The 18,736-nt window shown below is 63.5% G+C and carries 21 protein-coding genes and 2 pseudogenes; 14 read left to right on the top strand and 9 right to left on the bottom strand.

Features of this window, described 5'->3' with window-relative positions:
* Positions 1-40: 40 nt before the first annotated feature.
* The 8 genes and pseudogenes from NKI24_RS00715 (at position 41) to NKI24_RS00750 (ending at position 6,008) form a co-directional block, all read left to right on the top strand.
* Positions 41-1,232 (top strand): annotated as a pseudogene (locus NKI24_RS00715) (MFS transporter).
* A gap of 146 nt (positions 1,233-1,378) precedes the next feature.
* Positions 1,379-1,711, top strand: coding sequence for a cyclophilin-like fold protein (locus NKI24_RS00720; protein ID WP_352743082.1), 333 nt, complete (start codon positions 1,379-1,381; stop codon positions 1,709-1,711).
* 12 nt (positions 1,712-1,723) lie between these two features.
* On the top strand, positions 1,724-2,119 hold the full coding sequence (locus tag NKI24_RS00725; RefSeq protein WP_352448185.1) for a (R)-mandelonitrile lyase: 396 nt from the start codon (positions 1,724-1,726) through the stop codon (positions 2,117-2,119).
* 26 nt (positions 2,120-2,145) lie between these two features.
* Positions 2,146-3,162, top strand: a complete 1,017-nt coding sequence (locus NKI24_RS00730; RefSeq protein ID WP_352448186.1) for a zinc-dependent alcohol dehydrogenase family protein — start codon at positions 2,146-2,148, stop codon at positions 3,160-3,162.
* Between the two features lie 58 nt (positions 3,163-3,220).
* A complete protein-coding gene (locus NKI24_RS00735; protein ID WP_352742810.1) occupies positions 3,221-3,655 on the top strand; it encodes a lipocalin-like domain-containing protein in 435 nt (144 codons plus the stop codon).
* Positions 3,656-3,695: 40 nt separating this feature from the next.
* Positions 3,696-4,877: an arabinose transporter gene (locus NKI24_RS00740; RefSeq protein ID WP_352742812.1), complete on the top strand. Its 1,182-nt coding sequence runs from the start codon at positions 3,696-3,698 to the stop codon at positions 4,875-4,877.
* A gap of 87 nt (positions 4,878-4,964) precedes the next feature.
* The gene (locus NKI24_RS00745) at positions 4,965-5,243 is read left to right on the top strand and encodes a GNAT family N-acetyltransferase (RefSeq protein WP_352742814.1); all 279 of its coding nucleotides are present in this window, start codon (positions 4,965-4,967) and stop codon (positions 5,241-5,243) included.
* Between the two features lie 345 nt (positions 5,244-5,588).
* Entirely contained in the window at positions 5,589-6,008 is a 420-nt protein-coding gene (locus NKI24_RS00750) for a GNAT family N-acetyltransferase (protein WP_352742816.1), read from the top strand.
* Positions 6,009-6,091: 83 nt separating this feature from the next.
* Here NKI24_RS00750 and NKI24_RS00755 read toward each other — a convergent pair whose 3' ends face one another.
* Both NKI24_RS00755 and NKI24_RS00760 read right to left on the bottom strand, forming a co-directional pair.
* The gene (locus tag NKI24_RS00755) at positions 6,092-6,490 is read right to left on the bottom strand and encodes a GFA family protein (protein WP_352448190.1); all 399 of its coding nucleotides are present in this window, start codon (positions 6,488-6,490) and stop codon (positions 6,092-6,094) included.
* A gap of 236 nt (positions 6,491-6,726) precedes the next feature.
* A complete protein-coding gene (locus NKI24_RS00760) occupies positions 6,727-7,179 on the bottom strand; it encodes an Lrp/AsnC family transcriptional regulator (protein WP_023675430.1) in 453 nt (150 codons plus the stop codon).
* 118 nt (positions 7,180-7,297) lie between these two features.
* Between NKI24_RS00760 and NKI24_RS00765 the strand changes: the two genes are divergently transcribed.
* Positions 7,298-8,308, top strand: coding sequence for a nucleoside recognition domain-containing protein (locus NKI24_RS00765; protein ID WP_352743084.1), 1,011 nt, complete (start codon positions 7,298-7,300; stop codon positions 8,306-8,308).
* Between the two features lie 57 nt (positions 8,309-8,365).
* On the opposite strand, the pseudogene NKI24_RS00770 reads toward NKI24_RS00765, so the two are convergent.
* A pseudogene (locus tag NKI24_RS00770) lies at positions 8,366-8,566 on the bottom strand (chloride channel protein); the annotation flags it as partial.
* A gap of 201 nt (positions 8,567-8,767) precedes the next feature.
* Between NKI24_RS00770 and NKI24_RS00775 the strand changes: the two are divergent.
* Positions 8,768-9,052, top strand: coding sequence for an SCP2 sterol-binding domain-containing protein (locus tag NKI24_RS00775; RefSeq protein WP_352742818.1), 285 nt, complete (start codon positions 8,768-8,770; stop codon positions 9,050-9,052).
* 54 nt (positions 9,053-9,106) lie between these two features.
* Here the strand turns inward: NKI24_RS00775 and NKI24_RS00780 are convergent, their stop codons facing one another.
* Positions 9,107-9,709, bottom strand: coding sequence for a GNAT family N-acetyltransferase (locus NKI24_RS00780; RefSeq protein ID WP_352742240.1), 603 nt, complete (start codon positions 9,707-9,709; stop codon positions 9,107-9,109).
* Positions 9,710-9,917: 208 nt separating this feature from the next.
* On the bottom strand, positions 9,918-11,051 hold the full coding sequence (odc2, locus tag NKI24_RS00785) for an ornithine/lysine decarboxylase (RefSeq protein WP_352448194.1): 1,134 nt from the start codon (positions 11,049-11,051) through the stop codon (positions 9,918-9,920).
* A 562-nt stretch (positions 11,052-11,613) separates the two neighbouring features.
* Between odc2 and NKI24_RS00790 the strand changes: the two genes are divergently transcribed.
* The 4 genes from NKI24_RS00790 (at position 11,614) to NKI24_RS00805 (ending at position 15,620) form a co-directional block, all read left to right on the top strand.
* Positions 11,614-12,813: an amidase gene (locus tag NKI24_RS00790; protein ID WP_352742821.1), complete on the top strand. Its 1,200-nt coding sequence runs from the start codon at positions 11,614-11,616 to the stop codon at positions 12,811-12,813.
* Between the two features lies 1 nt (position 12,814).
* The gene (locus NKI24_RS00795; RefSeq protein ID WP_023675422.1) at positions 12,815-13,714 is read left to right on the top strand and encodes a LysR family transcriptional regulator; all 900 of its coding nucleotides are present in this window, start codon (positions 12,815-12,817) and stop codon (positions 13,712-13,714) included.
* A gap of 86 nt (positions 13,715-13,800) precedes the next feature.
* On the top strand, positions 13,801-14,469 hold the full coding sequence (locus NKI24_RS00800; protein WP_352742033.1) for a DUF1007 family protein: 669 nt from the start codon (positions 13,801-13,803) through the stop codon (positions 14,467-14,469).
* Positions 14,466-15,620: a nickel/cobalt transporter gene (locus tag NKI24_RS00805; protein WP_352743086.1), complete on the top strand. Its 1,155-nt coding sequence runs from the start codon at positions 14,466-14,468 to the stop codon at positions 15,618-15,620. Before NKI24_RS00800 ends, NKI24_RS00805 begins: the two co-directional genes overlap by 4 nt.
* 25 nt (positions 15,621-15,645) lie before the next feature.
* On the opposite strand, the gene denD is transcribed toward NKI24_RS00805, so the two are convergent.
* From denD to NKI24_RS00825, 4 genes are all read right to left on the bottom strand, one after another.
* Positions 15,646-16,623, bottom strand: coding sequence for a D-erythronate dehydrogenase (denD, locus tag NKI24_RS00810; RefSeq protein WP_352448197.1), 978 nt, complete (start codon positions 16,621-16,623; stop codon positions 15,646-15,648).
* A 1-nt stretch (position 16,624) separates the two neighbouring features.
* A complete protein-coding gene (locus NKI24_RS00815; protein WP_352448198.1) occupies positions 16,625-16,831 on the bottom strand; it encodes a hypothetical protein in 207 nt (68 codons plus the stop codon).
* A 62-nt stretch (positions 16,832-16,893) separates the two neighbouring features.
* Entirely contained in the window at positions 16,894-17,877 is a 984-nt protein-coding gene (locus tag NKI24_RS00820; protein ID WP_352742824.1) for a cation diffusion facilitator family transporter, read from the bottom strand.
* Between the two features lie 113 nt (positions 17,878-17,990).
* Entirely contained in the window at positions 17,991-18,677 is a 687-nt protein-coding gene (locus NKI24_RS00825; protein WP_352742826.1) for a GNAT family N-acetyltransferase, read from the bottom strand.
* Between the last annotated feature and the right edge of the window lie 59 nt (positions 18,678-18,736).

An 18,736-nucleotide genomic window follows, 5' to 3' on the forward strand; every position in this document is an offset into this window, starting at 1 on the left:
GGCGGCTGATCCGCCCGGTCGCCTAGCAAGGATGCCAATTATGGAAACGACCTACGACACAAGGCTTGTCGAAGACCGCGCCGCATGGGGCGCGGTGCTGTCGATGGCTCTGTGTGTTTCCGTGCTCATCGCGTCGGAATTCATGCCGGTCAGCTTGCTGTCGCCGCTCGCGGCCGATCTCGGCATCACCGCGGGCCGCACGGGACAGGCGATCTCGATTTCGGGCGCTTTCGCCGTCGTGACCAGCCTGCTGGTCGCCGGCCTCACGCGCCGGATCGACCGCCGACTGGTCGTGACCGGCTTCACCCTTCTCCTCATCGTGTCCGGGCTCACTGTCACCTTCGCGCCGAACTACGCGTTCCTCATGGTCGGCCGAGCGCTGCTCGGCATCGCGATCGGCGGGTTCTGGTCGATGTCGACCGCGATCGTCATGCGCCTCGTGCCGCAAGACATGGTTCCGAAGGGTCTCGCCATGCTAAACGCTGGCAATGCCATTGCGGCCACCATCGCCGCGCCGCTGGGCAGTTTTCTTGGCGCCTATGTCGGCTGGCGCGGCGCTTTCTTCCTCGTCGTGCCGCTTGGGCTCCTGGCGCTGGTCTGGCAGTGGACAAGCCTGCCGGCGCTGCCCCCGCGCCGGAGGAAGCGTCCAGGCAATCCGCTGGCGCTCCTCGGCCGTCTTCCTGTCGCCACCGGCATGGCGTCGATCATGATGCTGTTCATGGGCCAGTTCGCGCTCTTCACCTATCTGCGGCCCTTCCTCGAGAGCGTCACTCAGCTCGACATCGCTGCTCTCTCGGCGATCCTGCTGGCGATGGGGCTGGCCGGGGTGCTCGGCACCCTCTGCATAGGCCCGCTTTTGCGCACGCGCCTGTTCAGCATCCTCGTCGTCATCCCGCTGGTCATGGCCGCGCTGGCCGTAGCGCTCATCGCCTTCGGTACGATGCCAATTCCTACAGCGCCGCTGCTCGTTGCCTGGGGCTTTTTCGGCACGGCCGCGCCCGTTTGGCTGGGGCACGTGGCTCAGCCGGACGTTGCCGGACGACGCGGAGGCCGGCGGCGGGCTGCAGGTGGCAGTTATCCAGCTCGCCATTACAGGCGGCGCCGCGATCGGCGGCACGCTCTTCGATACGGTCGGCTGGTGGGGAGCGTTCACTTTCGGCGCGGTGCTGCTCTGTGGATCGGCGCTCGCCGCCTTTGCAGCATCGCATTTGGCCCGGAGGTCGCAGCCATGACGGCAGCCATGACGATCGACCGTCCGGACCTCAGCCGCCGCGCGTTGCTCGGCGGCGCGCTCGCGGCAACGGTCCTGCCGCGGGCCGCCCGCAGCCAGCAGGGCAGCGACCCAGGCAGCCAGGAGCCCACCGACATGAAGATCAAGATGATTTTCAATGGCCGGACCATGACCGCCACGCTCTACGACAATCCGTCGGCGCGCGACTTCTTCACCATGCTGCCGCTCGATCTCACCATCGACGACTACGCGCATAACGAGAAGATTGCCTATCTGCCGCGCAAGCTGACCGAGGAGGGCAGCGGCCCGTTCGGCAACGAGCGGCCATACGACCTTTGCTACTTCATGCCTTGGGGCAATCTGGCCATGTTCTACGCCGACTACCGCCATCCCGGGCTGATCAGGCTCGGCCGCTTCGACGCGGGCGAAGAGGCCCTACACGTAAGCGGCAAGTTCCCGCTTCGCATCGAACGCATCTGACAGGAGATCACCATGGATATTCTTCGCGCAGGCACCAGGCCGTCTGGCAAGGGGCCTTCCGACTGGTTCACCGGCACGGTCCGGATCGATCCGCTGTTCAACCCGTTCGACGCCGCGCGCGTGCAGGGCGCGCAGGTGACGTTCGAGCCGGGCGCCCGCACCGCCTGGCACACGCATCCGCTTGGACAGACGTTGATCGTCGTCTCCGGCCTCGGCCTCGTTCAGAGCGAGGGCGGGCCGGTCGAGGAGATCCGTCTCGGTGACGTTGTCTGGTTCGCACCCGGCGAGAAGCATTGGCACGGTGCCTCACCCGAGACGGCCATGATCCACATTGCCCTCCAGGAGGTCAAAGACGGCAAGGTGGTGGACTGGCTGGAACACGTCAGCGACGCCGACTACGGCGCCTGACATCGATTGAACGAAAGGAAAGCAAAATGCTCGCAACCGTTCTTCATAAGCCCGGCGACATCCGCTGCGAGGAAGTCGAAGACCCAAGGATCCTTCGCCCGACGGATGCTATCATCAAGCTCTCGGCGAGCTGCATCTGCGGCTCGGACCTGTGGCCCTATCGCGGGCTGCAGCCGGTCAACGGCCTGATGCATATGGGCCACGAATATTGTGGCATCGTCGTCGAGGTCGGCGCAGAGGTGCGCACGGTCCGTCCCGGCCAGTTCGTCGTCGGCTCGTTCTGCCTCTCCGACAATACCTGCCCGCATTGCCGCTTCGGCTTCCAGTCGTCTTGTGTGCAGCGCGAGTTCATGTCGGGCGCGCAGGCGCCTTACGCCCGCGTGCCGTTGGCCGATGGCACACTGGTCGCCACCGCCGAGGTGCCGCCGGCCGAACTCATCCCTGACCTGCTGGCTGTGTCCGATGTGCTCGGCACCGGCTGGTATGCGGCCGACGCAGCCGAGGTCCGAGAAGGATCGACGGTGGTGGTGGTCGGCGACGGTGCGGTCGGCCTGATGGGCGTCCTCGCGGCCAAGGAGATGGGCGCCGAGCGCATCATCGCCATGAGCCGGCACGCCAGCCGCCAAAAACTCGCCCGCGAATTCGGCGCGACCGACATCGTCGCTGAGCGCGGCGAGGAAGGTGTGGCCCGGATCAAAGGGCTCACTAAGGACGTCGGCGCGGACTCGGTGCTGGAATGCGTTGGCACGGCGGAATCCTTCGACCAGGCGCTGGCCTGCTCTCGCCCCGGCGGCACCATCGGCTATGTCGGCGTGCCGCATGGCGTGAGCTTCGATGGCCAGAATCTCTTCTTCGGCCAGAAGCGCATGCTGGGCGGCCCCGCGCCGGTGCGCCGCTTCCTGCCCGACCTCATGGACCGTGTGCTCAAGGGCAGGATCAAGCCCGGCAAGGTCTTCGACCTCAAGCTGCCGTTGGCCGAGGTCGCTGAAGGCTACCGCGCCATGGACGAGCGGCGCGCCATCAAGGTCATGCTTTCGGTATAAGCGAAGATTGGGCGGACGGCCTGTCCGCACCCACAAATCAGAAAAAGGACAACGACATATGACGATAAGATTGAAGATCGCTGCCCTTGCGCTTGCGCTTTCGGTCGCCACGCCGGCTTTCTCTCAAGAGTCCCCGATCATCGGCGCATGGCGCATGAGGTCGCTCGAGGCCGGTGCCGAGGGAAACCTCAAGCCCGTGCCATATTCCGGCCAGGTCATCTTCACCGAGGCCGGCACACTCTCGGTGCAGGCCCAGAACCCCGACGCTAAGGCGCCGGACACGCCTTACACGGCGAATGGCTACGAAGCCTATTACGGGCCGGTCGCCATCAACGACCAGGACAAGACCTTCGTCATCACGATCGAGTCCTCCTTGGTCCGCAACCTTGTCGGGAAGAGCATGAAACGCAAATTCGAAATCTCGGACAACAAACTGGTCCTGACGCCGGACAATCCGGCCGAAGGCTGGCGCGTGACCTACGAACGTTACTGATCGGAACAGCCCGGCTGTCAAAGTGTTATCGGTGGCCACAATGGCGCGGACTTCTGACCGAAATGGCGCGATGGCGGAACTGGTGCCAATCATGGCGGCTGTCTTCGCCGGCTTCCTCCTGATCGGCTTGGCGCTACCCGTCCTGCCGCTGCATCTTCACCAGCAGCTCGGCTTCGGCCCCTTCGCAGTCGGGCTGGTGACGGGTAGCCAGTTCGTCGCCTCGATGCTGTCGCGCATTGGAGCCGGAAATTATGCCGATGGGCGCGGCGGCAAGCGGGCCGTCGTCGTCGGCCTCATTGCCGCTGTCCTGGCGGGGTTCATTTACCTCGGCTCGCTGGCATTGCTCGACCGGCCGGTAGCGTCCGCATCGGCGCTCTTCGCCGGCCGGGCGGTACTGGGCGCGTCTGAGAGCTTCATCATCACAGGCGGCGTCGCCTGGGGCCTCTCCCTTGCGGGCGGACAGAACTCCGGAAAGGTCATAGCCTGGATGGGCACGGCGATGTTCGCGGCGCTCGCGCTAGGCGCGCCGATCGGATCTGCGCTTTACGCGGCGAGCGGCTTCGCCGCGATCGCACTCACGACGGTCGGCCTGCCGCTTGCGACGCTGCTTGCCATCCTGCCTATGCGTGGCACCAGCCTCGCCGCGAGCGCCGCGCGACAGTCATGGACGAGCGTGGCGCAAGCGGTCTGGCTTCCCGGCGTCGGAGCTGCTTTCAGCAGCCTTGGCTACGGCGCGATCCTGTCCTTTGGCGCGCTGCTCTTTGCCGAACGCGGCTGGCAGCCGGTCTGGCTTCCCTTCACCACTTATGCCGCGTCGCTGATCGCGGCAAGGCTGTGCTTCGGCCACCTGCCTGACAGGTTGGGGGGCGCGCGCGTCGCTGTGATCTTCGTGGCGGTCGAGGCGGCAGGGCTGACGCTGATCTGGCTTGCGCCCGGGCCTGTTCTCGCCGCCATCGGAGCGGGCCTGACTGGCCTTGGCTACTCGCTGGTGTATCCCGGATTCGGTGCCGAGGCCGTAGGCCGTCTTCCGCAACGCAGCCGCGGCCTGGCCATGGGACTCTACACCGTCTTCCTCGACGTGGCGCTCGGCTTCGGCAGCCCGGCGCTCGGCTTGGTCGCCGCGTCGGCCGGCCTGCAATTCGTCTTCCTCGTCGTCGCGACGGCGACGCTTCCGGCGTTGGGCATCGCTCTGCTGCTGGGTCGCCGTAACGCTCCACTATAGAGCCGGATAGTCTGGGCTCGAGATGTCGCGCAACTACGATCGCTCCCGCTTCGCGAGAAGCTGAGGCATCAGCCGAACCTACTTTTGGTGGCGATAGAGGCCGATCAGGTCGTCGGATCGATCATGGCCGGGTATGACGGCCATCGAGGGTGGATATCGCGCATCGCTACCTTGCAGTCCCATCGCCAAAAAGGGATCGGCGAGGCCCTCATCCATGAGGCCGAAAGGCGCATCGCCGGCCTTGGTTGCATAAAGATCAACCTCCAAATTGTCGCTTCCAATTCGACGGTTCTTGGGTTCTACCGAAAGTGCGGATACGAGGTCGAGGAGCGCATAAGCATGAGCAAACTGTTACCGAAAGTTTGAGGTGCTCCGCCGATTAACTCGTCGTCGCGGCTCGACGGCTCAGGTCCATTGGAATCTTGCTGCCGGTCATTATTGTGGCAGGCGAACCTCTCCGGGTGAATCGCGCTGCGGGATACGGCCGACGGCCGAAGCCGGGCGAAGTCCAGCCAGCCGGAGGGAGCCCTACCTACGGTCGAATTACTGGAGCAGTGAGGACATGCATGCAGATCGCATCCAAGCCACGCGTCCGCCTGGCAAGCCGTCAGGAACTGGATGGAATTGGGTTGCTCGTCTCAGAGGCTTTCGCATCGTTACGGCCCGTTCTGGCACCGCACATCTTCGAGCCCTACGTCAAGGATGCGCGGGATGTCGCGGAGCAGTTGGGCGAAAGCCAGCGTCGCGGTGCTCGAAGTCGAGGGACGCCTCGTCGGGACGGTCACCTACTACGCCGATGCCGCCTTTGACGGCATGGGCTGGCCGCCCGGGCTGGCAGGCCTCAGGACTCTCGCGGTTGTTCCCTCGTCACAGGGCCGCGGATATGGCCGCGCGCTTTGCGAATGGTGCGTCATGCAAGCGCGTCTGCAGGGCTCAGGCGGCCTTGCGCTTCACACTGCCTCGTCCATGATGTCTGCATACAAGCTGTATGAAAGCCTTGGCTTCGAGAGACGCCCCGCCCACGACCTTTTCGCCTCCGACATTATTGGCTTTGATCCAGCACTCGGCGATCAGCAGATCATCGCCTACCTGCTGCCGCTCAAGCAGGTCGAGAGCAGCCGCGATCGATAATGTTCGACCGCCGTTTGAACGGACGGAGGCATCATCTCGCTTCCGGATGCTGTCCGCAGCTTCCACCTCGATGCGAGCAGATCCTAGTCTTTCGTATAGTCAGGCCCAAAACGAGTCGGCAGGTTGTCGGCGAGTTTCAACCAAGGGAGCTTCTCCTCAAAAGCGACATGCAGCGTAGGTGCAAATTTTTCTGGCTCCTCCATCGCTGCCGCAAAAAAATGCATGACATCAGACATGTTCTTTGAGCGGAAGGACAGCGGCGTGCCACAGTGATCGCAAAATGTTCTTTCCACACCGGGAGAAGAGTTGAATACCTTCGGTAGCTTGCCCAGCCATCGCCATTGGCCGTTCAAGACGCCAATATAGGAGGTCATCGGCGCAGAACATTGCCGCCGACAACTTTCACAATGACAGACCACGCAGGCCTGTGCCGGGCCATCGACTTCAAAGGCAATAGCGCCACATAAGCAATGACCACGCATGCAAATTCTCCTTGAGCCAACAAGGACAGCTTCATGCCTGGGCGTGAGGGAGGCGCCATGAAATGCGTCGAGCTGGCGCCCAATTCCGACATTCGGCGCTGGCGATTGTCCTCGCGTGCGCGAGGCGTTGCCTCCAAGCTGCCTTCACTACCCCCTTCGGCATATAGAAATGTTCGTAGAGTTTCTCCGCCGGGCCGCTGAATTCACGGCCTGGCAGGTCAATCGCAACCCGAACACTACAGTGGAATTGCGGTCACTTCCTTGGCCGTTCGGATCACGAACATCGTGTGGTATCGCGCGACGTTGCTTCGGTCTCGGAACAGTCGCTCGCACAGCGCATCGAACTCTTCCATATCCGTCAGGCGGAGCATGAGGACGGCGTCGGTTTCGCCGCTTACACTGTAGGCCTGAGTGACTGCCGGTTCCTGAGCGGCCAACTCGAGAAAGTCCCTCATATACTGCTCACCATGACGCTCCAGTTCGACGGCGACGATCGCCTTCAAGCCCCGGCCAGCCTTTGCCGGTGCGAGAAGCGCGACAACGCGGCTGATGACACCGCTCTTCTTAAGTCGTCGTATGCGGCGCAGGCAGCTCGACGGGGAAAGCCCGACTAACCCCGCCAGTTTGGCGTTAGTTCGTGAGGCATCATCCTGGAGCAGGTTGAGAAGCCTTCTGTCGATCTTGTCCATGTCGGTCGCGCTCATCGTCGGTGCGTTGCAATTTTATTGCACGGAATCGCAAACTTTGACCACAAATGCGAAGCGTCTCACGCTACTCAGACGGCTCCAGGAATGATGGAGCAGCATGATGGCAATTTGCGCCGCCTTCTATCGCAAGACATTGGAGACGCTTGAAATCTATTGGGAACTGGTTCGCGTGATCGTTCCGGTTGCGATTGCCACGCGGCTGCTGCAGGACCTTGGCGTCATCCAGGCGATTTCTCCGTTCTTCTCCCCGCTCATGTTGCAGGTGGGGTTGCCACCTGAACTCGCCTTTGCCTGGCTGACGGGATTGCTGGTCGGGATCTGGGGCGCGCTTGTGATCGTATTCACCTTGGTTCCGGTTTCGGCGCTCAGCACTGCCGACATGACGGTTCTTTCGGCTCTCTTGCTGTTTGCACATGCCATTCCGATCGAGCAACGGATCATTCAGAGGGCCGGGCCGAGCTTCCTGGTCACCGCGGCGCTTCGTATTGGCGGGGGTTTGGTCTTTGCTGTCCTTCTGCATCAGATATTCACCGTGACCGGATGGCTGTCAGGACCGGTGAAGCCGGCGTGGATGCCGACGAATGAAAGCACCGACTGGGGCGGCTTTCTCCTGGGTACGCTCAAAACCCTGGGCATCATGCTCGTTGTTCTGCTTGCGCTGAGCTGGGTGATCGAGCTTCTCAAGATGTCGGGCATTTTGGAGTGGATGAACAGAGGGCTTGCACCGCTCTTTCGGCTCGCCGGCATTGAAAAGCAGACGGTACCTTTCGCCGCTGTTGGCCTGTTTCTCGGGATTTCCTATGGCGCAGGACTGCTGATCCGCGAGGCGCGCACGCCTAGCGCCGAGCCGCGTCAGATATTCCTTGCCTGCGTGTTCATGGGTTTTGCCCATAGCCTCATTGAGGATACGTTGGTCGTTGTCACACTTGGCGCTGATGTTACGAGCGTGCTTCTCGGTCGCCTAGCGTTTGCCGTGCTCGCGACCGCCGTGATCGCAAAAGTAATCAAGGCGGTTCCCGACGCTCTCTTCTTCAAGACACTCCTCCACAAGGAAGAAGACAGTCCGCGCAATCGGATTTCGGAGCCGGCGATTAGCGGGCCGTTGACGTGAGCCCTCCTTACTCAGCAGCCGACATGTGTGTCGCATCGCTATCGGGACAGGACGCGGCTACCCCTCGCTCGACAGATCGCGCCGCGCCTTGTCGAGTTCTTCGGCATAGCGCCGCATCAGGTGGCCTTCGGTCAGCAGACCGACCACCTTGCGATCGGTGAAATCCTCGACCACCGCCAATTCCTCGGCGCCGGCGCGCTGGAAGGTCTCGGCCGCCGATTGCACGTTCATGCTCGGCACCAGCACCGCATCCCTGAATTTGGCGAAGGACAGCACCGGCAACCATGCCCGCGTGATGCTGCGGCGATAAAGCCCATCTTCATCTCGGGAACTGCGTTGACGTAAACGTCAACACGAAGCTATATGCGCCGGCGGCCGTGGCTGTAAAACCAGGCAAGCGGCTTCGGCCAGGTCGAAGCGCCGGCGCGCGACAAACGCAAGCAGACGAGGAGAACCGCCATGAGCGTTCAGGAGATTGCCGACAAGATCAGGTCGCGCGTGGCGAGTGCCGGGTTCGATCGCTCGGTGAAATTCGATACCGGCGGCGACGGTGTCATCGTCATCGACGGCGCTGATGTCTCGACCATCGACGGGCCGGCCGACTGCACCATAAAGCTGTCGCTCGACGATCTGGATTCGCTGATATCAGGCGATCTCAACCCGACCATGGCCTTCATGTCCGGCAAGATAAAGGTCGAAGGCGACATGAGCGTCGCCATGGCGCTCAGCCAGCTGATCGGCTGATCGCTTGAGGTGAAACAAGCCGCCGCACGATGGCGGGCGGCTTGCTTCGAACCATCAGGCAGCGAGCGGCAGCCGCTGCGCCTTCAGCTTGCGCCCGGCCGCCTTCAGCGTGCCTTGCGCGCCGTCGAGCGCGCCGACAACCAGTTCCCGCGCCAGCAGGCGGTGCCGCTCGTAAGGCCCCGGCATGGCCAGCGAGCCGGTCTTTGCGGCCGAAAACCCGAAGCGCTCGTAATAGGGCGCGTCGCCGACCAGCAGGATCGCCGCATGGCCAAGCCGCTCGGCCTCAGTGACCGCATGGCGCATCAGCGCCGAGCCGATGCCGGCATTTTTCAGCGCCGGGTCGACCGCAAGCGGGCCGAGCAGCAGCGCTGCCTTGCCGCCCTCGCCCAGCACCACGTCCCACAGCCGCACCGTGCCGGCAACAGTGCCCGACGCGTCGCGCGCGACAAAGGCCAGGCCCTCCGAAGGCCGGCGGCCGCGCCGCAGCTTTTCCGACGACTTCTTCCGGCGCTTCGGCCCCATGGCGCGATCGAGCAAAGCCTCGCGCGCCGGGACGTCGGCGGCGGTTTCGGCGACGACCGCAATCTCCCCCCTCGAGGGGGAGATGTCGCCGAAGGCGACAGAGGGGGTTGTCGCGCGTGAAGCGCCGGCCTCCATCTGCGGCAGGAGGCCGAGTCCAGTCGAACCGACCCCCTCTGGCCGCTTCGCGGCCATCTCCCCCTCGAGGGGGGAGATTCCCACGCCTTCAACGATGAGATCTGCAATGTTCATTTCCGCGATCCTTCACAAGCGGATTGTTCCACAGGCGAGCCCGGGCGGGCGACAGGCGCCCACCGGGGATGATCTGAGCAACTCTTGCGAGCCCTCAGATCACGTAGGATCGGAGAGGCTCGAAGCCGTTGAAGGCGACCGAGGCGTAGGTCGTCGTGTAGGCACCGGTGCCCTCGATCAGCACCTCGTCGCCGATGGTCAGCGACAGGGGCAGCGGGTACGGCGTCTTTTCATACATCACGTCGGCCGAATCGCAGGTCGGGCCGGCGAGCACGCAAGGCGCGGTCTCGCTGCCGTCATGCGCGGTGACGATCGGATAGCGGATCGCCTCGTCCATGGTCTCGGCGAGACCGCCGAACTTGCCGATGTCGAGGAACACCCAGCGCACATTGTCGTTGTCGGCCTTCTTCGAGATCAGCACGACCTCCGACTTGATGACGCCGGCATTGCCGACCATGCCGCGGCCCGGCTCGATGATCGTCTCGGGGATGGCGTTGCCGAAATGCTTCCTGAGCGCCGAGAAGATCGCCTGGCCGTAGGCCTGCGCCACCGGCACATCCCTGAGATAGCGGGTCGGGAAGCCGCCGCCCATATTGACCATCTTCAGCACGATGCCTTCGTCGGCCAGCGTCGCGAATACCTTCTTGGCGTCGGCCAGCGCGCGATCCCAGGCGGTCAGGTCGGTCTGCTGCGAGCCGACATGGAACGACACGCCATGGGCGTCGAGGCCGAGCGCCCTGGCATGGCGCAGCACGTCGACCGCCATCGCCGGCACACAGCCGAACTTGCGCGACAGCGGCCATTCGGCGCCCTCGCCGTCGGTCAGGACGCGGCAGAACACGCGGGCGCCGGGAGCGACGCGGGCGATCTTCTCGACTTCCTCGACGCAGTCCACCGCAAACAGCTTGATGCCGAGCTGGTAGGCGCGCTGGATGTCGCGCTCCTTCTTGATGGTGTTGCCGAAGGAGATGCGGTCCGCCGGCGCACCGGCGTCCATCGCCATCTCGACTTCGGCAACGGAAGCGGTGTCGAAGGACGAGCCCATCGCAGCAAGCAGGCGCAGGATTTCCGGCGCCGGATTTGCTTTCACCGCATAGTAGATCTTGGAATCGGGAAGCGCCTTCTCGAAGGCGCGGAAATTGTCGCGCACGACATCGAGGTCGACGACGAGGCACGGACCGTTCGGACGTCGGGTGGCGAGAAAGTCAAGGATGCGCTGGGTAGCCATCGGGTCTCTCCATCAGCGCCTTGCGGCGCGCACAAAGGCTTGCGGACGCGGGCTCTCGGCCTCGCGAACACGCGGTGGACAAAGGCGGGACGGAAATCCATGGAACCAGCCGGTGGAGACCCCGGAACCATGAAGCGCCGTCTCGCGGCGGTGAACCTTGGCCTTGCCCGGCCTCGGTTCGCTTTGTCTGCCTTGGCTTGGATGGGAGACCCGTCCGCACTGCCGGCAATGAAGGTGTGCCTCTTCAGTAACCCCGGTCTTTGGACGACCGGCAGAACACCAGAAAGGCCCGCACCGTCGTTGCTTCAAGGTGTCCTCGGTTGGCGGTTGGCCGCTAAACCGACTGGAGGGGTTGGCTCCAGTTACCTTACCGATTACCCTCACCATTCGAGGATCGGCGGACACCCACAGGCACGTGCGACTTTGGGCAAGCGCGATATAAGATCGAAAGATTTCACAATCAATAAAAATCGTATGGCAGGTTGTAAAATTTGTGGCATCGAACAATGCTGCGGCAACCAGAAGAACAATGCTGCGGCAAGCACATCCGGATATCGAACGCATGACAGGCACTCGCGGCCCGCTGAACGCTTTTCTCGACCTTGATCAAACCCCTGTAGCCAATGCGAAATCCGGCCCGCTTGCCGGCTTGCGGCTTGCCGTAAAGGACATCTTCGACGTCGCCGGCTACCGCACCGGCTGCGGCAATCCGCAGAAATACCGGGACGCTTCACCGGCCATGGCGACCGCGCCGGCCGTCCAGGCGCTGCTTGATTCGGGCGCCCGCTTCATCGGCAAGACGCAGACCGACGAACTCGCATTTTCCCTGCTGGGGCTGAACGCGCATTTCCCGTCGCCGGTCAATCCGGTGGCACCCGATCGCGTCACCGGCGGCTCGTCCTCCGGTTCTGCCGCGGCAGTTGCCGGCGGGCTCGCCGATATCGCCACCGGCTCCGACACCGGCGGCTCGATCCGTGCGCCGGCAAGCTTCTGCGGCCTGGTCGGCCTCAGGACGACGCATGGCGGCATCCCGCTCGACGGCACCATGCCGCTGGCGCCTTCGCTGGACACGTTCGGCTGGTTCGCCAAGGACATCGTCATCTACGAAAAGGTCGGCACGGTGCTGCTCGGCGACGATCCGCATTCCCACGAACTGAGACGCCCCGTCACTCTCGCTGCGCTGGACGGCCTCGTGCTCGGCCCGCACGAGGCCGACGAATATCGCGCCATGCTCCGCAGTGTCGCTTCGGTGCTGGGCGCACCGCGCAGCGTCGGCCCGCTGTCGCATTCGACCGACGATCTCTATTGGTGCTTCCGCAAGCTGCAAGGCTATGAAGCCTGGCAAAGTCACGGCGCCTGGATCGCCGGCGGCGACCGCATGCTGGGGCCCGGTGTCAAGGAGCGTTTCGAGCACGGCGCGACCGTCGACGCGGCAACGGCGCAACACGAAACGGAACGTCGCGTTTCGTTTCGCCTCGAGCTTGCCGGCCTGCTTGGCGACGACGGCGTTCTTGTGCTTCCGACCGCTCCGGGCGCCGCGCCGCTCAAGGCCGCGTCATTCGACGATTTGCAGACCTATCGCGAGCGGGCGCTGAGACTGCTCTGCCTTTCCGGCCTGTCGGGATTTCCGCAGATCACGCTGCCGCTCGGCAAGACCGGCGGGGCGCCGTTCGGTCTTTCGCTGCTCGGCCCGAAGAACAGCGACCGGCAGTTGATTGCGCTCGCCGCCCGCATCCTTTCAGCCCACCAAGGAGGCGCATGACATGGATACGCTGACCCGCATGCGTGCCTTCATCGATGTCGTCGAGGCCGAAGGCTTTTCGGCGGCGGCGCGCAAGATCGGCCGCTCCAAGGCGCTATTGTCGAAATATGTGCGCGAGCTGGAGGACGAACTCGGCGCGCTGCTGCTCAATCGGACCACCAGGCAGTTCTCCCTGACCGAGGCCGGCCACACCTACTACCGGCGCGCCTCGGAGATCGTGCGCGAGGTCGACAGCCTTGCCGATGCGGTGCGCGAATCCTCCGGCGACGTGCGCGGCAGGATCAAGCTGTCGGCGCCGCGCACGTTTGCCGACGCGCCGATCGGCCAGTCGCTGATCGATTTCGCCAAGCAGCATCCCGACATCGTCCTCGACATCCATCTCGACGACCGTTTCGTCGATCTGGTCGAGGAGGGCTTCGATCTGGCGGTGCGAATTTCGCGGCTGGAAAATTCCTCGCTGATCGCCAGGCGCCTGGCGCCATTTTCGGTACGGCTTTGCGCGTCTCCCGAACTGATCGCCAAGCACGGCATGCCGGTCAGGGCGCAAGACCTTGCCCGCGTGCCCTGCATCATCGACACCAACGGCCGCTGGCTGACCAATTGGCCGTTCAAGGGCGACGGTGCCGATACGGTGAGTGTTTCGGTCTCTGGCCCGATCGAGGTCAACAGCCCGATGGCGGCGAGGGCGGCCGCCGTGGCTGGATTGGGATTTTCCATCCTGCCGGATTTCATCGCCGCGCCCGACATCGAAAGCGGCAAGCTGGTGACTGCGCTGGATGACCGCATTCTGCCCGGCGGCGGCATTTTTGCCGTCTATCCGCACCGGCGCTATCTGCCTGCAAAAGTTCGCGTTTTCGTCGACTTCCTGGTGCAGTGGTTCAAGGCGCTGGACAACGCATGAGCTTTCAGCCGCGTTGCGGTCCCATTTTCGCCCGCTTTCTGGTAACTGTCGGCAATTCACCGAAGCCGATTGAATCGCGACCGAGAATGCACCTGAAACGGCAAGCAATGATGCTGGCTTCGGCCTTGACCGCGACGTTTGCCGCCGTCGGACCGGCTGAGGTGCATCCCCACGTCTTCGCTGAAGCCCGCCTCGAAGTGGTCCTCGGCCCGGATCACCAAACTGTGAAGGCATTGCGCCATGTCTGGCGCTTCGATGATTTGTTTTCGAGCACGGTGATGATGGAGTTCGACAAGAATTCCGACCTGAAACTCGACGACAAGGAGCTGAAGGATGTCGCCGATACCGTCCATGCCTCGCTTGCCGAATTCAACTATTTCCAGCTCGTCACCGTCGACGGCAAGGACGTGGCAATGACTCCGCCGCCGCATTTGATGGCCAATTTCGACAATGACCAGTTGATCATCCTGTTTGAATCTGAACCGAAGGTGCCGATCAAACTGAGCGGCAAGATAGATATCGGCGTCTACGACCCGACCTTCTACACCGCGATCGATTTCACCGAGGATGCTAATCTGCAGGTCGATGGGTTGCCGCCGACCTGCACCAGCAAGGTTGTCCGCCCAAACCCGGACGAGGCGATCGCCGAGAACCAGAAGACCCTGACCGATGCCTTCTTCAATGATCCGACGGGCACCGACATGAGCAAGATCTTCGCCACCAAGCTCGAACTGACCTGTCAGCCGGAAGGATAGATCCAGTGACGAAACCGTCCCTGCGTTTGGCCATCGGCCTTCTGGCCGTCGCCTTTGTGATGACGCACTTCCTCGGCTCCGCCCACGCCCAGAGCTCGCTCGGCATCGGCACCAATGACGGCATGGCTCCAACCGCCACCGGCCCGTTCGCCCACATCCTGATGTGGATCAATCTGCGCCAGCAGGAATTCTATCATGCGCTTGCCGGCGCAATGAAGGCGATGCGCCAGGACGGTAGCAAGTTGTGGCTGCTCATCGGCCTGTCCTTTGCCTATGGCATTTTCCACGCCGCCGGCCCCGGTCACGGCAAGGCGGTGATCTCGTCCTACATGGTGGCCAATGAAGTGGCGCTCCGGCGCGGCATCATGCTGTCCTTCGTCTCGGCCCTGCTGCAGGCGCTGACCGCGATCGTGGTGATGCTGGTCGCCTATTTCTTGCTGCGCGGCACTGCTGTCTCGATGACAGACGCCGCATGGTTCCTCGAAATCATGAGCTATGTCTTCGTCACTCTGTTCGGCGCCTGGCTGCTGTGGCGCAAGGCAGGCCCGGCCATCCTTCGCCTGTTCGGCGCAAATCCGGGCTACAGCCTCTCGGCTGCCCATGCCGGCCATTCACATGCCGGCCATGCGCATTCCGCGCATGCCCATGCGGCACATTCCCACGCGCTTGATGCGCATGACGATCACGACCATGCGCATGACCATCACGATCACAGCGCCCACGACCACGCCCATGCTGCGCACGATCACCACAGCCACGCGGCGGGCGAGGTCTGCGACACCTGCGGACACTCGCATGCGCCCGACCCGGTGCTGCTTTCCGGCGATCGCTTCGATTGGCGCACGGCCTGGTCGGCGGTGGCTGCCGTCGGTATCCGCCCCTGTTCAGGCGCGCTGATCGTGCTGAGCTTCGCCTTGCTGAATGGGCTGTGGTTCGGCGGCATCCTTTCGGTGCTGGCCATGGCGCTCGGCACCGCAATCACCGTCTCGGCTCTGGCGACTCTTGCGGTGACCGCGAAGAACTGGGCGGTGTATTTCGCCGGCGACGGCCGCATGGGCAACCGCATCCATTCCTTCGTCGAGATCGGCGGCGCCGCCTTCGTCTTCCTTTTCGGCCTGCTGCTGCTCTCGGCCAGCCTGACTGGCGCCTGACCTCGTTGCGTCCGATCGGGGCGCTTTAACTAGGGATATTGCCCCCCAACTCGTCTTCGATATGGACGCGGATGATCTCGTCGAAGCTCGTTTCGGCGGCAAAGCCAAGCTCCCTCGAGCGCCGCGCCTCGAAGCGCGTCGGCCAGCCCTTGACGATCGCCCAGATCGTCTCGTCGGGCTCCTCGCGGATCAGTTTGGCCGCCTTGGCGCCGGCGACACGTTCCAGCGCTTCGATCTGTTCGCCGACGCTGACGGCGACGCCCGGCATCGTCAGGTTGCGGCGCGGGCCGACCGCACTGCCGTCGATCTGAGCCGCATGGATCAGGAAATTCACCGCCGAACGCGGGCTGGCGTGTGTGTGGACAACCGAGCGCGGCACCGGCAGGATCGCTTCATGGCCGCTCAGCGGCTCGCGGATGATACCGGAGAAGAACCCTGAGGCCGCCTTGTTCGGCTTTCCCGGCCTGACGCAGATGGTCGGCAGCCTGATGCCGATGCCGTCGAAGAAACCGCGGCGCGTATAGTCGGCAAGCAGCGCCTCGCCGATCAGCTTCTGCGTGCCGTAGGAGGTCAGCGGCGTCGGGTGGAACTCGTCCGGAATGATGTCGGGAAACGGTGCGCCGAACACGGCGATCGACGAGGTGAAGACGACGCGTGGCGTATAGGCGGCCAAGCGGATGGCATCGAACAGCGCCCTTGTGCCGTCGAGATTGACGCGATAGCCGAGATCGAAATTGGCCTCCGCCTCACCCGACACCACGCCGGCGAGATGGAAGATCACGTCGGGGCGCGGCGCGACCAGATTTGCCGTCGCTCCCGGTGCGGCAAGGTCGCCGGTGTGGAGGGTAATGCTGACACCTTCGAGCACCGGCGCTTGCGGCGGCACGATGTCGTGAAGGTCGAGCGCGGCGATCTTGCGGCCGCCGAGCGTCCCGTCCTTGGCCAACCTGGCGATGAGTTTGCGGCCGACCATGCCTGCCGCGCCGGTAATCAGAATGCGCATGTCACTTTCCCTTTTTGCGCTGGCTGCGGCTACGCAGCCAGAACACGACGAAGATTGCCACCATGAAGATCGCCGCGACGACGCCGGCAAGAACCGTCGAGACCTTGCCGACCGCCAGCATCACTGTTGGAAGATAATAGGCTGCGATGCCGAACAGCAGCAAAACCCAGGCGGCGCCGATCGCCGCATTGCGGGTGTCGCGGTCCATCACGCGGCGCCAGGGTGGCGAGAGTTCATGTCGATCGTTGCCAATGCCAGGAACTCCCGAAGTCAGTGATAATGGCCGCGGTGCGATGCCGTGTCATGCGCATGCTCGTGCTCGTCATCATGCTCATGGCTGTCGGCACATCGGCCGAATTCCGGTTCGACCGTGGCATGGGCTATGCCATGTTCCTGCGCAAGCCGCTTCTTGATCGCGCTGACCGCCATATGCGCATCGACGCCGTCATTAAGGCAGGCATGCAATGTCGCCATGTTGCTGGAGCCGTCGAGCGACCAGACATGCATGTGATGCACCTCGCGCACGCCCTTGACTGTCGCCTCGATGTCCCTGGCGATCAGGTCGCGGTCGAGGCTTGCCGGCACGCCTTCGAGCAGGACGTGGGCGGCTTCGCGCATCAGCGACCAGGCCGTGGACAGGATCAGCAGCGCGACAAGCACCGACAGGATCGGATCGATGGGCGTCCAGCCCGTCGCCAGGATCACCAGCGCCGCCACGATCGCCGCGGCCGAGCCTAGCAGGTCCCCGAGAACGTGCAGGATGGCGCCACGCATGTTCAGGCTGCCGCGGTCGCCGCCGTGCAGCACGTAGAACGAGCCGATATTGACCGCAAGGCCGGCGATGGCAACGACCAGCATCGGCCCGCCGAGCACGGGCTCAGGCGTCAGCAAACGCCCCCAGGCCTCATAGACGATCCACAGCGCGATGGCGAAGATGGCGATGCCGTTGGTGTAGGCGACCAGTGTCTTGACCCGGCCGAAACCATAGGTGAGGCGCACGGTTGCCGGCCGGCCCGCAAGATGGAAGGCATACCAGGCAAGCCCGAGCGCAACGCAATCGGCAAGCATGTGGCCGGCATCCGCCAGCAGCGCAAGCGATCCCGTCAAGAGACCGCCAAGTGCTTCGACGACCATGAAGCCGGCGGTCAGGCATGCCGCGATCAGCACGCGCTTCTTGTCGGTCGAGCCGTGCACATGACCTGCGCCATGGCTGTGGTCGTGGCCCTGCGAAGCGTGGTCGTGGGTATGCGCCATCTATAGCCCCTGCTAGAGCCTGATCCATCCCGGCAGACTCGGGATGGAGGCTCTGTCTTCTTGTTCGACCATGATCTTATCCGAAAACCGGCGTCCACTTTTCGGGATCATGGTCAGGCGCCGAACTCAGCGCGAAAATCCTCGAGCCGCCGCCTCTGCTGGCCATCGCTGTCGAAATTAGCCGGATCTAGCCACGCCTCATAGGCTCTGCGCAGATCAGGCCATTCCTTGTCGATGATCGAATACCACGCGGTATCGCGGTTTTCGCCCTTGACCACAAGATGCTGACGGAAAATGCCTTCGAACTTGAAGCCGAAACGTTCCGCCGCGCGCTTCGACGGCTCGTTGCGGTTATTGCATTTCCATTCGTAGCGGCGGTAGCCAAGCTCGTCGAAGACGTACTTCATGAACAGGAACTGCGCTTCCGTCGCCGCCGGCTTTCGCGAGATCGGCGGGCCCCAATAGATGTTGCCGATCTCAATGACGCCGTAGGCGGCGTCGATGCGCATCAGCGTCTGCCGCCCGGCGACCTTGCCGCTGGCCTTGTCGATGACGGTGAAGAACAGGGGATCCTCGCTGGCTTCGACCTTGTCCAGCCACGGCTGGAAGGCGGCGCGGGTCTCCGGCGGATAGTCGGGCAGCCAGGCGAAGCGGCCACCGATGTCAGGAACGGACGAAGCCTCATACAGGCCGTCCCCGTGCTTTTTCGCACTCAGCGGTTCAAGCCGGACAGTGCGGCCCTCCAGCACCTTGCGTTCGGGCCGTGGGCGCGCTTGCCAATTCTTGAGATTTTCCGACACTGAACGCTCCAATCCGTTTGACTTTTGCGAGAGGACGCTCACAAAAACGCACGCTCGCT

Origin of the sequence: Mesorhizobium sp. M0701 (assembly GCF_040320365.1) — a bacterium.
Taxonomy (GTDB): domain Bacteria; phylum Pseudomonadota; class Alphaproteobacteria; order Rhizobiales; family Rhizobiaceae; genus Mesorhizobium.

Excerpts from the sequence above, each read along its gene's own strand:
- NKI24_RS00735 (WP_352742810.1), top strand. The coding sequence starts at position 3,221 with ATGACGATAAGATTGAAGATCGCTGCCCTTGCGCTTGCGCTTTCGGTC.
- odc2 (WP_352448194.1), bottom strand. The coding sequence starts at position 11,051 with ATGGCTACCCAGCGCATCCTTGACTTTCTCGCCACCCGACGTCCGAAC.
- NKI24_RS00780 (WP_352742240.1), bottom strand. The coding sequence starts at position 9,709 with ATGGAGGCCGGCGCTTCACGCGCGACAACCCCCTCTGTCGCCTTCGGC.
- NKI24_RS00750 (WP_352742816.1), top strand. The coding sequence starts at position 5,589 with ATGTCGCGGAGCAGTTGGGCGAAAGCCAGCGTCGCGGTGCTCGAAGTC.
- NKI24_RS00730 (WP_352448186.1), top strand. The coding sequence starts at position 2,146 with ATGCTCGCAACCGTTCTTCATAAGCCCGGCGACATCCGCTGCGAGGAA.
- NKI24_RS00765 (WP_352743084.1), top strand. The coding sequence starts at position 7,298 with ATGGCAATTTGCGCCGCCTTCTATCGCAAGACATTGGAGACGCTTGAA.
- NKI24_RS00740 (WP_352742812.1), top strand. The coding sequence starts at position 3,696 with ATGGCGCGGACTTCTGACCGAAATGGCGCGATGGCGGAACTGGTGCCA.
- NKI24_RS00815 (WP_352448198.1), bottom strand. The coding sequence starts at position 16,831 with ATGGACCGCGACACCCGCAATGCGGCGATCGGCGCCGCCTGGGTTTTG.
- NKI24_RS00800 (WP_352742033.1), top strand. The coding sequence starts at position 13,801 with ATGCACCTGAAACGGCAAGCAATGATGCTGGCTTCGGCCTTGACCGCG.
- NKI24_RS00755 (WP_352448190.1), bottom strand. The coding sequence starts at position 6,490 with ATGCGTGGTCATTGCTTATGTGGCGCTATTGCCTTTGAAGTCGATGGC.
- NKI24_RS00720 (WP_352743082.1), top strand. The coding sequence starts at position 1,379 with ATGATTTTCAATGGCCGGACCATGACCGCCACGCTCTACGACAATCCG.
- NKI24_RS00760 (WP_023675430.1), bottom strand. The coding sequence starts at position 7,179 with ATGGACAAGATCGACAGAAGGCTTCTCAACCTGCTCCAGGATGATGCC.
- NKI24_RS00795 (WP_023675422.1), top strand. The coding sequence starts at position 12,815 with ATGGATACGCTGACCCGCATGCGTGCCTTCATCGATGTCGTCGAGGCC.
- denD (WP_352448197.1), bottom strand. The coding sequence starts at position 16,623 with ATGCGCATTCTGATTACCGGCGCGGCAGGCATGGTCGGCCGCAAACTC.
- NKI24_RS00725 (WP_352448185.1), top strand. The coding sequence starts at position 1,724 with ATGGATATTCTTCGCGCAGGCACCAGGCCGTCTGGCAAGGGGCCTTCC.
- NKI24_RS00775 (WP_352742818.1), top strand. The coding sequence starts at position 8,768 with ATGAGCGTTCAGGAGATTGCCGACAAGATCAGGTCGCGCGTGGCGAGT.
- NKI24_RS00820 (WP_352742824.1), bottom strand. The coding sequence starts at position 17,877 with ATGGCGCATACCCACGACCACGCTTCGCAGGGCCACGACCACAGCCAT.
- NKI24_RS00790 (WP_352742821.1), top strand. The coding sequence starts at position 11,614 with ATGACAGGCACTCGCGGCCCGCTGAACGCTTTTCTCGACCTTGATCAA.